The sequence below is a fragment of the Halomonas sp. ALS9 genome (genome assembly GCF_001651035.1).
Lineage (GTDB): Bacteria > Pseudomonadota > Gammaproteobacteria > Pseudomonadales > Halomonadaceae > Vreelandella.
On the sequence record NZ_LXRG01000076.1, the window covers coordinates 61,461 to 74,118 of the forward strand.

Annotated in this window: 13 protein-coding genes; 9 read left to right on the forward strand and 4 right to left on the reverse strand. The window is 55.4% G+C overall.

Features of this window, described 5'->3' with window-relative positions; genetic code table 11:
* Positions 1-155: 155 nt before the first annotated feature.
* From A6R74_RS06450 to prpD, 6 genes are all read left to right on the forward strand, one after another.
* On the forward strand, positions 156-956 hold the full coding sequence (locus A6R74_RS06450; protein WP_240488181.1) for a GntR family transcriptional regulator: 801 nt from the start codon (positions 156-158) through the stop codon (positions 954-956).
* A 35-nt stretch (positions 957-991) separates the two neighbouring features.
* Positions 992-1,882, forward strand: a complete 891-nt coding sequence (gene prpB / locus A6R74_RS06455) for a methylisocitrate lyase (protein WP_064233636.1) — start codon at positions 992-994, stop codon at positions 1,880-1,882.
* Positions 1,883-1,957: 75 nt separating this feature from the next.
* A complete protein-coding gene (gene prpC, locus A6R74_RS06460; protein WP_064233637.1) occupies positions 1,958-3,085 on the forward strand; it encodes a bifunctional 2-methylcitrate synthase/citrate synthase in 1,128 nt (375 codons plus the stop codon).
* A gap of 66 nt (positions 3,086-3,151) precedes the next feature.
* Positions 3,152-5,764, forward strand: coding sequence for a Fe/S-dependent 2-methylisocitrate dehydratase AcnD (gene acnD / locus A6R74_RS06465; protein ID WP_064233638.1), 2,613 nt, complete (start codon positions 3,152-3,154; stop codon positions 5,762-5,764).
* 15 nt (positions 5,765-5,779) lie between these two features.
* Positions 5,780-6,958, forward strand: coding sequence for a 2-methylaconitate cis-trans isomerase PrpF (gene prpF, locus A6R74_RS06470; protein ID WP_064233639.1), 1,179 nt, complete (start codon positions 5,780-5,782; stop codon positions 6,956-6,958).
* A 69-nt stretch (positions 6,959-7,027) separates the two neighbouring features.
* Positions 7,028-8,536, forward strand: coding sequence for a 2-methylcitrate dehydratase (prpD, locus tag A6R74_RS06475; RefSeq protein WP_064233640.1), 1,509 nt, complete (start codon positions 7,028-7,030; stop codon positions 8,534-8,536).
* A 68-nt stretch (positions 8,537-8,604) separates the two neighbouring features.
* Here prpD and A6R74_RS06480 read toward each other — a convergent pair whose 3' ends face one another.
* Positions 8,605-8,886, reverse strand: coding sequence for a ComEA family DNA-binding protein (locus A6R74_RS06480; protein WP_064233641.1), 282 nt, complete (start codon positions 8,884-8,886; stop codon positions 8,605-8,607).
* Between the two features lie 241 nt (positions 8,887-9,127).
* Between A6R74_RS06480 and pyrF the strand changes: the two genes are divergently transcribed.
* Positions 9,128-9,829 (forward strand): orotidine-5'-phosphate decarboxylase, encoded by a 702-nt coding sequence (pyrF, locus tag A6R74_RS06485; RefSeq protein ID WP_064233642.1) that lies wholly within the window; start codon positions 9,128-9,130, stop codon positions 9,827-9,829.
* 17 nt (positions 9,830-9,846) lie between these two features.
* On the opposite strand, the gene lapB is transcribed toward pyrF, so the two are convergent.
* From lapB to A6R74_RS06500, 3 genes are all read right to left on the reverse strand, one after another.
* Complete coding sequence (gene lapB / locus A6R74_RS06490) at positions 9,847-11,052, reverse strand: lipopolysaccharide assembly protein LapB (RefSeq protein ID WP_064233643.1); 1,206 nt, start codon at positions 11,050-11,052, stop codon at positions 9,847-9,849.
* Entirely contained in the window at positions 11,053-11,358 is a 306-nt protein-coding gene (locus A6R74_RS06495; protein ID WP_064233644.1) for a LapA family protein, read from the reverse strand.
* A 112-nt stretch (positions 11,359-11,470) separates the two neighbouring features.
* Positions 11,471-11,767, reverse strand: a complete 297-nt coding sequence (locus A6R74_RS06500) for an integration host factor subunit beta (RefSeq protein WP_007113226.1) — start codon at positions 11,765-11,767, stop codon at positions 11,471-11,473.
* Between the two features lie 204 nt (positions 11,768-11,971).
* Here A6R74_RS06500 and A6R74_RS06505 point away from each other — a divergent pair, with 204 nt between their 5' ends.
* Both A6R74_RS06505 and A6R74_RS23030 read left to right on the forward strand, forming a co-directional pair.
* The gene (locus tag A6R74_RS06505) at positions 11,972-12,265 is read left to right on the forward strand and encodes an FAD assembly factor SdhE (protein WP_064233645.1); all 294 of its coding nucleotides are present in this window, start codon (positions 11,972-11,974) and stop codon (positions 12,263-12,265) included.
* A complete protein-coding gene (locus A6R74_RS23030; RefSeq protein WP_240488182.1) occupies positions 12,225-12,653 on the forward strand; it encodes a hypothetical protein in 429 nt (142 codons plus the stop codon). Before A6R74_RS06505 ends, A6R74_RS23030 begins: the two co-directional genes overlap by 41 nt.
* Positions 12,654-12,658: the final 5 nt, after the last annotated feature.

Below are 12,658 nucleotides of genomic sequence, written 5' to 3' on the forward strand. Positions count from 1 at the left end.
ACGAATGACCAATAACAGTTTGATTGTTGACAGGCCAGGTTTTGTTGTCACTGCCAGTACAACGAAAGGCGTATAAAATCGGCTAACATGGCTAGTTGACGGTTTAATTATCACGCGCTAGAGTCTGTTTACTTTTCAATTGTCGACAATTCCCCATGGATACACTCGCTACAAGCTCACTATCTCGCTCACTGAAAGCCGCTGAAGTGGCATCCGACAGCGATGAGTCTGAGGACGCAATTTCTGCAATCTCGGCTTCTGAAGCAACCGTGCCTGAAGTTCGCACGCTCGCCGAGCGGGTATTTCATCAGCTACAGGATGCCATTGTGCGCGGCGAGCTTGCGCCCGGCAGTAAAATAACCGAGCCAGGGCTATCTAAAACCTATGGTATTTCTCGTGGCCCGTTGCGCGAGGCGATGCGGCGTTTGGAAGCCCACCGCCTGATTGAGCGCGTTCCTCATGTGGGCGCACGGGTGGTTAAGCTTTCGATGAAAGAGCTTCTAGAGCTGTTTGACCTGCGTGAAGCCCTTGAAAGCATGGCGGCGCGTCTGGCCGCTGAGCATATGTCACCGGAAGAGGTTCAGGGCTTGCGAGATGTGCTGGCGCTGCACGAAGGCCAGGCGGATTTAAAGCGTGGTGAAGCTTACTACCAACGCGAAGGTGATCTCGATTTTCACTACTGCATCGTCCAGGGCAGCCATAACAAAATGCTCATGAACCTACTCTGCGACGATCTTTACTACCTTGTGCGCCTTTACCGCACTCAGTTTAGTGCCAGTGGTACGCGGCCCCAGCGCGCTTTTGTGGAGCACCACCGCATTGTGGATGCCATAGAAGCGGGCGATGCGGAGCTGGCCGAGCTGCTAATGCGCCGCCATGTCAGCGCCTCCCGCACCAATGTGGCAGATCGTTACGCCGCGGCCCTGGAACAGTCAGCCGCTAAATCGCAAAGCTAAAGCATAATTAAAATCAGCAACAGGAGAAACGCCCCATGTCCCAGATGACTCCCGGCGCCCGCTTTCGGGCCGCGCTTGAGGCTAACCGCCCGCTGCCAATCCTAGGCACCATTAATGCCTATACAGCGCTGATGGCCGATAAGGTGGGCCATCAAGCGATCTACCTTTCCGGTGGCGGCGTGGCTAACGCCTCGTTCGGCTTGCCGGATTTGGGCATGACGACCATGAACGACGTGGTCGAGGATGCCCACCGTATTTGCGGCGCGACCGAGCTGCCGCTGTTGGTGGATATCGATACTGGTTGGGGCGGCGCCTTTAATATTGCCCGTACCGTCAAAGAGATGCAGCGCGCTGGCGTTGCGGCGATTCATATGGAAGACCAGGTGGCACAAAAGCGCTGCGGTCATCGCCCCAACAAGGCGATCGTCTCGCAGCAGGAGATGGTCGACCGCATTAAAGCCGCGGCGGATGCCAAGATCGATCCCGATTTCTACCTGATTGCCCGCACCGATGCGTTTCAAAAAGAGGGTCTTGACGCCGCCATTGAGCGCGCCAACGCCTGTGTGGAAGCGGGTGCAGATGCCATCTTCGCCGAAGCGGTGCACACCCTGGATGATTACAAGGCTTTCTGCCAGCGGGTCAACGCACCGATTCTAGCCAATATCACCGAATTTGGCGCAACACCGCTGTTTACTCAAACGGAGCTTGGCGACGTTGGCTGCCGTATGGTGCTTTACCCGCTATCTGCGTTCCGCGCCATGAACGCTGCGGCCCTGCAGGTCTATCAAAGCATTCTGGATAACGGTCACCAAAAAGAGGTTGTGCCGTTAATGCAAACCCGCGACGAGCTCTACGATTTCCTGAACTACCACGATTTTGAGCAGAAACTGGACGCCCTTTTTGCCGAGAAAGGTGATGACCAGTAAGCCTGCCCTCGTCGCCGAGACTAAAGTTTAATGAAATACACAATTTAAAATAAAAGCAGTAATAGGAGACACACCATGGCTGATAAACCCGTGACAGGTGCAGGACTACGTGGTCAAAGCGCCGGTTCCACCGCGCTATGTACGGTAGGCAAAACAGGTTCAGGCCTGACCTACCGTGGCTTTGATATCAAAGAGCTCGCTGAAAAAGCCAAATTTGAAGAGGTCGCTTACCTGCTATTGAAGGGCAAGCTTCCCAACCAGGCTGAACTGGATCACTACATCGCCAAGCTGAAAAGTCTACGTGGGCTGCCCGAGGCGCTGAAAACAGTGCTTGAGCAAATTCCCAAAGATGCCCACCCGATGGATGTGATGCGCACTGGCACTTCGATGCTGGGTAATCTGGAAACCGAGGAGAACTTCGACCAGCAGCAGGACGTTGCCGACCGCCTTCTGGCGGTGCTGCCCTCGATTATCTGTTACTGGTACCGCTTCTCTCACGACGGCGTGCGCATTGATACCGAAACGGATGACGACTCGGTAGGCGGCCATTTCCTTAATATGCTACGCGGTGAGCCTGCCTCTGAGTTGCATGCGCGGGTGATGAACGTATCGCTGATTCTCTACGCCGAGCATGAATTTAACGCCTCTACCTTTACCGCTCGGGTATGCGCCTCAACGCTTTCTGATATGCACTCCTGCGTCACCGGGGCGATTGGCTCGCTGCGCGGCCCGCTTCACGGCGGCGCCAACGAAGCAGCCATGGCGATGATTGAGGACTGGCAGTCGCCGGAAGAAGCGGAAAGCAAGATCATGGGCATGCTGGAACGCAAAGATAAGATCATGGGCTTCGGGCATGCGATCTATCGCGAGTCCGATCCGCGCAATGCGATTATCAAGCACTGGTCCAAAAAGCTGGCTGACGATGTCGGCGACAAAGTGCTCTACCCGGTTTCCGAGCGGGTTGAAGACGTCATGTGGCGTGAGAAAAAGCTGTTCTGTAACGCCGACTTCTTCCACGCCAGCGCGTATCACTTTATGGATATTCCCACCAAACTGTTCACGCCGATTTTTGTGATGTCGCGGCTCACCGGCTGGGCGGCCCACGTGTTTGAGCAGCGCGCCAATAACCGCATTATTCGCCCCAGCGCCGATTATACGGGCCCCGAAAAGAGCGAGTGGGTGCCGATAGAAGCGCGAGACTGATTCGCGTGCTGCCCGGTGGCTTGATCACCGGGCTTTTTTCAGCCCCTTCTTGTGAGTCTTCCTGCTATGAATACCCAATACCGTAAACCACTGCCTGGCACAGCGCTGGAGTTTTTTGACGCTCGCGAGGCAGTGGAAGATATCCAGCCCGGTGCCTATGCACAGCTGCCTTACACATCCCGCGTGCTAGCGGAGCAATTGGTGCGCCGCTGCGATCCTGGGCTGCTCACCGATGCGCTAAAACAGCTGATTGAGCGTAAGAGCGACCTGGATTTCCCTTGGTATCCTGCGCGTGTCGTTTGTCACGACATTCTCGGCCAAACTGCGTTGGTGGATTTGGCCGGGCTGCGCGACGCCATTGCCGAAAAGGGTGGCGACCCTGCCAAGGTTAATCCCGTCGTGCCGACCCAACTGATTGTCGACCACTCGCTGGCGGTGGAGCACGCTGGATCGGAAGAGGGCGCTTTCGAGAAAAACCGCGCCATTGAAGATCGCCGCAACGATGATCGCTTCCACTTTATCAACTGGACGAAGACGGCCTTTGAGAATGTCGATGTGATTCCCCCCGGTAACGGCATCATGCACCAGATCAATCTGGAGAAGATGTCGCCGGTGGTGCAGAACCGCGACGGCATTGCCTATCCGGATACCTGTGTGGGTACCGATAGCCATACGCCCATGGTCGATGCCCTGGGTGTTATCTCCGTAGGCGTGGGTGGCCTGGAAGCCGAAAGCGTGATGCTGGGCCGTGCCTCTATGATGCGCCTGCCGGATATCGTCGGCGTAGAGCTGACCGGCAAATTGCAGCCCGGTATTACCGGCACCGATATGGTGCTGGCGATTACCGAGTTTCTACGTAAAGAGCGGGTAGTCGGTGCCTATCTTGAGTTTTACGGCGAAGGCGCCGATGCGCTGACGGTGGGCGATCGCGCTACCATCTCCAATATGACCCCCGAATACGGCGCCACGGCGGCGATGTTCTATATCGATGGCCAAACCATCGATTACCTGAAACTCACCGGTCGCGAAGACGAGCAGGTAGCTCTGGTCGAAACCTATGCCAAGCACACTGGCCTCTGGGCCGATAGCTTGACCGAGGTTGAGTATGAGCGGGTGCTGACCTTTAATCTCTCGTCGGTCACTCGTACCTTGGCAGGGCCTTCTAATCCCCACGCCCACCTGCCCACCTCAGAGCTTGCCCAGCGTGGCATTGCCGTGGGTCTGGAGGCGGCGCAGGCGGAAGAGAAAGCGGGTAAAATGCCCGATGGTGCGGTGATCATCGCCGCTATCACCAGCTGCACCAACACCTCTAACCCGCGCAATATGGTCGCCGCCGGGCTGATCGCCCGTAACGCCAATCGGCTTGGATTACTGCGTAAACCTTGGGTGAAGTCGTCGCTGGCGCCGGGCTCAAAAACGGTCAAGATGTACCTGGAAGAAGCCGGTTTGATGAGCGAACTGGAGAATCTCGGCTTCGGGGTAGTGGCCTACGCCTGCACCACCTGTAACGGGATGTCCGGGGCGCTGGATCCTAAAATCCAGCAGGAGATTATCGAGCGTGATCTCTACGCTACGGCGGTGCTTTCCGGCAACCGCAATTTTGACGGTCGTATCCATCCCCATGCCCAGCAGGCTTTTTTAGCGTCACCGCCGCTGGTGGTCGCTTACGCTATTGCTGGAACGATTCGCTTCGATATCGAAAAAGACGTCCTGGGTGTGGATCAGGCGGGGAGCCCCGTCACTTTGAAAGATATCTGGCCAGCGGATGAAGAGATCGATGCGATTGTCAAAGCGTCGGTGAAGCCGGAGCAGTTCCGCCAGACTTATATTCCCATGTTCGATCTGGACAAAAGCGGCCGCGCCCAGGTCAGCCCGCTTTATGACTGGCGGCCGCAAAGCACCTATATCCGCCGTCCGCCCTACTGGGAGGGCAATATGGCGAAAGTACGCACCCTTAAAGGCATGCGGCCGCTAGCGATTCTGCCGGACAATATCACTACCGATCACCTATCGCCCTCTAACGCGATTCAGTTGAACAGCGCGGCGGGTGAGTACCTGGATAAAATGGGCGTGCCGGAGGAGGACTTCAACTCCTACGCCACCCACCGGGGCGACCATCTCACTGCTCAGCGCGCGACCTTCGCCAATCCGAAGCTATTTAACGAGATGGTGCGCGACGCCGACGGCAACGTAAAACAGGGTTCGCTGGCGCGGGTAGAGCCGGAAGGCGAGGTCAAGCGCATGTGGGAAGCTATCGAAACCTACATGGCCCGCAAGCAGCCGCTGATTATTATTGCCGGAGCGGATTACGGCCAGGGTTCCTCACGTGATTGGGCGGCCAAAGGCGTGGCGCTGGCGGGCGTGGAGGCAATTGCCGCGGAAGGCTTTGAGCGTATTCACCGCACCAACCTGATTGGGATGGGAGTGATGCCGCTGGAGTTTGAGCCAGGTACCACGCGTATCACGCTAGGCTTAGACGGCACCGAAACCTTTGATGTGGAAGGCGCCGTTTCGCCCGGGGCAATGCTGACGCTGGTCATTTATCGCCAAAACGGTGAAGGCGAGCGCGTACCGGTGAAGTGCCGTTTGGATACCGCCGAGGAGGTGTCGATTTACACCGCTGGCGGCGTGCTGCAGCGCTTTGCCCAAGACTTTCTCGAATCCACCAGCGCTGCATAGTCGGAGATAACGCTTATGCATTATGCCCCTCAGATTAAAATCCCCGCCACCTATATGCGTGGCGGCACCAGTAAGGGCGTGTTTTTTAAACTTAGCGATCTACCCGCAGCCGCCCAGCAGCCCGGCGTCGCGCGGGATCAACTGTTGCTGCGGGTGATAGGCAGCCCCGACCCTTATGAGAAGCAGATTGATGGCATGGGGGCTGCCACCTCAAGCACTAGTAAGACGGTGATCCTGTCCAAAAGCGAGTCTGCCGAGCACGATGTGGATTACCTGTTTGGTCAGGTCTCCATCGACAAGCCCTTTGTGGATTGGAGCGGCAATTGCGGCAATCTCTCTGCGGCGGTCGGTCCCTTTGCGATTGCCAATGGGCTGGTTGATTCGGCGCGTATTCCTGAAAACGGTGTGGCCGAGATACGCATTTGGCAGCTGAATATTCAAAAAACCATCGTCTCACGGGTGCCCATCGTTAATGGCGAAGTGCAGGAAACCGGTGATTTTGAACTGGATGGAGTGACCTTTCCCGCCGCTGAGATTCCGGTGGCCTTTATGGATCCTGCGGACGGCGAAGGGGCCATTTTCCCCACCGGTAATCTCATTGACCAGCTTGACGTTCCCGGCGTGGGGATACTGGAAGCGACGCTGATTAATGCCGGTATTCCCACCGTATTTATTAACGCCGCAGATATTGGTTATACCGGAGCCGAGCTGCAGGATGTTATCAATGGCGACAACAAAGCGCTGGCGATGTTTGAAACCATTCGTGCTTATGGCGCAGTGCGGATGGGGCTAATCAGTGACATAAGTGAAGCCGCCAACCGTCAACACACACCCAAAGTAGCCTTTGTTGGGCCTTCAGTGGATTACGTTTCATCGAGCGGAAAAAACGTGCAGGCGGTCGATATCGATCTGTTGGTGCGAGCGCTCTCCATGGGCAAGCTGCACCATGCCATGATGGGCACCGCCGCAGTGGCTATTGCTGCTGCCGCGGCCATTGAAGGCACGCTGGTAAACTTGGCGGCAGGTGGCGGCAAACTTAATGCCGTAACCTTTGGGCATCCTTCGGGTAGCCTACGCGTCGGTGCAGAAGCAAACCTGATAGAGGGGCGTTGGCAGATTGAACAGGCGGTTATGAGTCGCAGTGCGCGGGTATTGATGGAAGGGTTTGTAAGAGTTCCTGGTGACAGCTTTTAGGATGCATTCCTTGGGCCATACTGACTTGAGCCATACTGAGTAGGTGATTCAACAGCAGGAGAGCGCGCTATGATTTCCAGACCGTCTGCAAAATCTTCAGCCACATCAGAAGCCAATGAGCGGCCTGATTACGACCCCGAGTTACAGGCTATTGCCGACTATGTGCTCAATTATCAGGTGGAATCTCAAGAGGCATTGGAAACCGCCCATTACTGTCTGATGGATACGCTGGGCTGTGGGCTACTGGCGCTGCGTTTTCCTGAATGCACCAAGCATCTGGGGCCGATCGTGGAAGGCACTGTGGTGCCCTTTGGGGCACGGGTGCCGGGTACGTCTCTACGCCTTGACCCGGTGAAGGCGGCGTGGGACATCGGCTGTATCATCCGCTGGTTGGATTATAACGATACTTGGCTTGCCGCCGAGTGGGGCCATCCCTCCGATAATCTGGGTGGGATACTTGCCGTGGCTGATCATCTTTCCCAGCAGCGGGCAGCGCAAGGCGAAGCGCCGCTGGTGATGCGCGACGTGCTTAACGCCATGATCATGGCCCATGAGATCCAGGGCGTGCTGGCGCTGGAGAATAGCTTCAATCGCGTCGGTCTGGATCACGTGGTGCTGGTGAAAGTGGCCTCTACCGCGGTGGCCGCAAAGCTGATGGGGGCTAATCGCGAGCAGTTACTCTCGGCTCTCTCTCATGCCTGGGTAGATGGCCAGAGCCTGCGCACCTATCGCCATGCCCCCAATGCTGGGTCGCGTAAAAGCTGGGCCGCTGGGGATGCCACATCAAGAGGCGTGCGCTTGGCAGATATCGCCCTGCGAGGTGAAATGGGTATCCCCAGCGTGCTATCGGCTCCCCAATGGGGCTTCTACGATGTGCTGTTTAGTCATGCCAATAAAGATTTGGGCCTAAAGCCGGAAGCTGACCGCCGCCTGCGCTTTCAACGTGAGTTTGGCAGCTACGTGATGGAGAACATTTTGTTTAAGATCTCCTTCCCGGCGGAATTTCACGCCCAAACAGCCTGTGAAGCTGCCGTGACGCTGCACCCGCAGGTGAAAGACCGCTTAGCTGAGATTGATAAGATTGTACTCACCACCCACGATTCGGCTATTCGAATTATTTCCAAAACCGGCGCGCTCGCCAATCCAGCGGATCGCGACCACTGCCTGCAATATATGACCGCGGTGCCACTTATTTTTGGCTCGCTGACCGCGGATCACTATGAAGATAGCTTCCATGCGGCTCATCCGCTGATAGATGAGCTGCGCGACAAGATGGTGGTGGAGGAAAATGTCGAGTATTCGGCGGCTTACCACGACCCTGATAAACGCTCCATCGCAAATGCAGTACAGGTGTTTTTCCGCGATGGCACGTCAACTGAGAACATCGCGGTAGAGTATCCGCTAGGCCATCGGCGTCGCCGAGAAGAGGGGATGCCGCTGTTAGTTGAAAAGTTTGAGCGCCATTTAGCGACTCGCTTTCCGGCAAGTCGTTGCCAAACCATTGCACAGCTATGCAGTCAGCGGACAGCGCTTGAGGCGTTGCCAGTACACAAATTTATGGATTTGTGGATGATTTAAAGCGAGCTATAACAATGCCCGGCGGCTTATGCACACCGGGCTATTACGGTGGTTAACGAAGACTCACTCTACTCAAACGTGACTTGATCACGCATGCGGTCGACGGTGGCAGAACCAATGCCGCTGACGCGCTCAAGATCTGCAGCACTTTCAAAAGCGCCATTGGTTTCGCGCTCTTCAATGATCGCGTCGGCTCGGCTTGGGCCAATGCCCGGTAGTTCGGCCAGCAGTTCGGCGTCGGCAGTATTGACGTTAATCGGTGCTATTTCTTGGGCCAGTACGCTACTGGAAAGTCCTAAGCTAACGCTAAGCAGTAGTGCGGCCAACATTGCTTTAAATGTCATGTTCATCCTCAATGATCCTTTTAATAACGTTGGAGTACGTGGGTTGCATAGACGACGTTGATAAGCGTCGCTGCATCACTAACTTAGCTTTATTGAAAGCGCGTTTCTGTAAGAGATCTATGACGGCGTTTGTAAGTTTTTTGCTATCGGCATATGGCAAATGGCTTACATATAGCTTTTATACTGAGGACGCGAGGAGTTGAAGAGAGGCTGATATAATGGTCTAAACCGTATTTGGAGTAACGTTGTGGTCACTGATTCCCCGATTATTATTGCCCTTGATTACCCTTCGCTAGACGCTGCGCTGTGTATGGCTGATCAGTTGGATCCCGCCCGCTGCCGAGTGAAAGTAGGTAAAGAGCTGTTCACCCGCAGCGGGCCGGCAGTGCTTGAGGCGCTCCACGGGCGCGGGTTTGAAGTGTTTCTAGATCTTAAATTTCACGATATTCCCAATACCGTTGCCAGCGCAGTGCAGGCGGCGGCGGAGCAGGGCGTGTGGATGGTCAACGTGCATGCAAGCGGCGGGCGGCGGATGATGGAGGCAGCCGTGCAACGCCTGGATCAACACGCCTTAACGACCCATTTAATCGCTGTTACCGTATTGACCAGTATGCAGGCCGATGATTTGACAGAGCTGGGTATTAACACCCCGCTCGCCGAGCACGTGGAGCACTTAGCGCTGCTTGCAAAGCAGAGTGGTTTGCAAGGAGTGGTCTGCTCGGCTCAGGAGTCCGCGCGGATTAAAACGCTATGCGGTGAGTCGTTTTTGAAAGTAACCCCCGGTATTCGGCCAAGCTTTGCAGCCGCTAATGATCAGCAGCGGACGATGAGCCCCAGCGAAGCCATTGAGGCGGGAAGCAGTCATCTGGTCATAGGACGACCCGTTACTCAGGCCGTCGACCCTATGGCCGCGCTGGAGGCGATTGAGGCCGAGTTGGCGCCCCGCTAAACGATTAGCGGGGCTGACTATTCACCCTCTACGCCAATGACTGGCTTGATCGTGCCCCAGTAGCGGCAACTGGGGCACTGCCACTGTAACGCGTCGCTGGCAAAGCCACAGCGTTGGCAGCGGTGACGCGTTCGGTTAAGCAGCAGCGCATCGGTATGATGCTTTAATAGCAACAGGCGCGTATCAGGGGAAGGTTTTCCGCTAAGCCGCTGGCTTTCAATATACAGATCGATCAAATAATCCAGCCCGCCTAAGCTCGGCACAGCGCGCAATCGCTCACCGATTAACTCAATCGCTTTGTCGACACCGTCACGCTGATGTACGAGCTGCCCTAGCGCAATAATAGTACTGGTGTATGGCGCTTGCTCAAGTAGCCGATAAAGGTGAGCCTCAAACCCCACCTCATCATTATTGCGCAAATAGGCGTGCTTAAGGGCGGGCAGCATGGTTGGAATATGCGCTATCTCTTGGCCCGGTATGTTGTCTAATCGTTCAATTGCGCGGGCATAATGACCGTTGTCCATCTCTAATTCGGCCAGCAGCAGCGTGGCGCGAACGCAGTTTGCATCTAGTTGTAGGGCTCTTTTGAGATGTTTTTTAGCCAGTGGTCGGCTGGCTTCGCTAATGTCTTCCAGCGCCAGCTCACATAGCCAGTGAGCCGCGGGGCGTCGCATCTTAGGGTACTGTTTAAGCAGCGGCTGGATCACGTCGAAGGCTTGCTGCCAAGCTTTTTCGCGCTCTAATAAATCGACGAGCAATTGTTTGGCAGCATAGCGGTGGTCGTCATCACCGCTGTTTTCCAGCAGCGTATTGAGTAGTCGCTGCGCGCGGTCATGCACTCCAAGCGCCATAAAATCCCGGGCAAGCTCGAGCTGTATCTGTTCGTTGGTATGTTGCGAAAGGGCGGGCCGCGCCAATAGGTTTTGGTGAATGCTAACCGCTTTATCGGCTTCGCCTCGGGCGCGAAACAGTTTGCCGAGGGCGATATGAGTGTGAACGGTGTCGCTGTTGACCGAAAGCACGTTGATAAAGGTATTGATCGCTTCGTCGGGCTGCTCGTTAAGCAGGTAGTTAAGCCCGACGAAGTAATCACGGGAGAGCGCCTGCGAGGAGGACGCGGACGGTTGGGAGCGATGTCGGCGGCGTCCGGCTTGGCGATAACCTAACCCGTAACCGATGGCAATGGCGACCAACAGTACGCTTAGCAGCGCGACATCCAGCATTTATGCCAGTTCCTTGAACTCCTGGGTGCGTAGGCTATCAAGCTCTTTACGCTGCTGCTTATTCTGTCGCTGACTGCGGGCCAGGGTCGCTTTTAATCGCACATAGACGCCCAGCATGGCGAGCATGCCCAGCACAACGCCAAACACCAGTGTTGCTAGCAGCCAAACCGATAGCGATACCGCTGGCAGCTCCAGCCAAATAAGGTTTAAGGCAATGGTTTGCTGATTGTTAACGGCAAACAGAATACCTACCAGCACTACTATCAGTAAAATAACGGCTAGAAACAGCCCTTTGATCCAACGCATTTGAGTTTCCTAGTCTGTGACGTTCACGGTAGCGCTATTGTGTACGACTCGAGCCGCGCCGTCATCCCGCAGAAGGTCTAGGCTTCTATAAATCCTATTTAATAGTCGCGTTTTAGTAGCCAAGTGCTCGGCTAGCATCTACCTGCTCGCGTAGTTCCTTGCCTGGCTTAAAGTGCGGTACATACTTGCCTTCCAGATCAACGGCGTCGCCTGTTTTTGGATTGCGTCCTACCCGCGGCTCCCGGTAGTGCAGTGAAAAACTGCCGAAACCACGGATCTCAACGCGACCACCGCTAGAAAGAGAATCCGTCATATCGTCCAGGATAATACGCACCGCCGTTTCAACATCTTTGGCGGACAACTCCGGCTGACGCATCGCAATTTGTTCGATTAATTCAGATTTAGTCATCGGTTGGCTCCCTGCGAACATTGAAGGCCGTGGCGCTTGCGACCTCGCTAATTTCAAATTCAGCATACTGCGCAAATCAGTATAAAACAATTCAGATAAAACAAGGTTCTACACTAATTAACAGCATAGGTGATGGTGGGCGCTGGCGCGACCCTACAGCTTAGGTATACTGGTTTTTCATTTCTTAGATCGGAGCGGCTGACGTTGAACGACGACAATTCCCCAGCAGCCATTTTGCGCAAACGGCTTTACTGGCACTCCCGGCGCGGTATGTGGGAGCTTGATCTGCTGCTTATACCCTTTCTTGAACAGCGTTTTGACCATCTCAGCGAAGCGGATCAACTTGCCTATCAACAGCTCATTGAAGGTGAGGATCAGGATCTATTTGTTTGGCTGATGCACCGGGAGTGGCCTGAGGAGCCTAGCCAGCGGCGTATCGTACAGATGATTATTGAGCATGCTGAAACCACCGATAATTCTGCCTATCGTACCCTCTAAGTATTGGCTACTTGCCCAATGTGGGCTGTTGTTCGGCATAGTGGCGATGAGCTATTGGGTGGGGGGTAAGCCAGCAGCAATAGCAATGGTTATGCTAGGCGGTGTCCTTGGATGGCGCGGCTATATTCGTCAACCCAAAGGCGTGCTTTCGCTGGCGTCTGCAGCGCCACAGGTTCAAGGCCGCTGGCTGTGTGAGTCGCAGTCAGCGGAGGGTTCACTGACGCAAAGCGAGGGCCTGGGGGATGCGGATCAAGTACGCTGTGACTATTTAGGGCCCTGGTTAATCGGCCTGTATGTGGGTAAGCAGCGGGTTTGGCTCTGGCCGGATAGCGCAACTAAAAAAAGCCTGCGTGAGGTACGGCAGTTATTCCACCGCCCTGGCCGCTAGCGTTT

What these genes read in the sequence shown, in the direction of transcription:
- A6R74_RS06450 (WP_240488181.1), top strand. Translation starts at nt 156, where the DNA reads ATGGATACACTCGCTACAAGCTCACTATCTCGCTCACTGAAAGCCGCT.
- prpB (WP_064233636.1), top strand. Translation starts at nt 992, where the DNA reads ATGTCCCAGATGACTCCCGGCGCCCGCTTTCGGGCCGCGCTTGAGGCT.
- prpC (WP_064233637.1), top strand. Translation starts at nt 1,958, where the DNA reads ATGGCTGATAAACCCGTGACAGGTGCAGGACTACGTGGTCAAAGCGCC.
- acnD (WP_064233638.1), top strand. Translation starts at nt 3,152, where the DNA reads ATGAATACCCAATACCGTAAACCACTGCCTGGCACAGCGCTGGAGTTT.
- prpF (WP_064233639.1), top strand. Translation starts at nt 5,780, where the DNA reads ATGCATTATGCCCCTCAGATTAAAATCCCCGCCACCTATATGCGTGGC.
- prpD (WP_064233640.1), top strand. Translation starts at nt 7,028, where the DNA reads ATGATTTCCAGACCGTCTGCAAAATCTTCAGCCACATCAGAAGCCAAT.
- A6R74_RS06480 (WP_064233641.1), bottom strand. Translation starts at nt 8,886, where the DNA reads ATGAACATGACATTTAAAGCAATGTTGGCCGCACTACTGCTTAGCGTT.
- lapB (WP_064233643.1), bottom strand. Translation starts at nt 11,052, where the DNA reads ATGCTGGATGTCGCGCTGCTAAGCGTACTGTTGGTCGCCATTGCCATC.
- A6R74_RS06495 (WP_064233644.1), bottom strand. Translation starts at nt 11,358, where the DNA reads ATGCGTTGGATCAAAGGGCTGTTTCTAGCCGTTATTTTACTGATAGTA.
- A6R74_RS06500 (WP_007113226.1), bottom strand. Translation starts at nt 11,767, where the DNA reads ATGACTAAATCTGAATTAATCGAACAAATTGCGATGCGTCAGCCGGAG.
- A6R74_RS23030 (WP_240488182.1), top strand. Translation starts at nt 12,225, where the DNA reads ATGCTGAAACCACCGATAATTCTGCCTATCGTACCCTCTAAGTATTGG.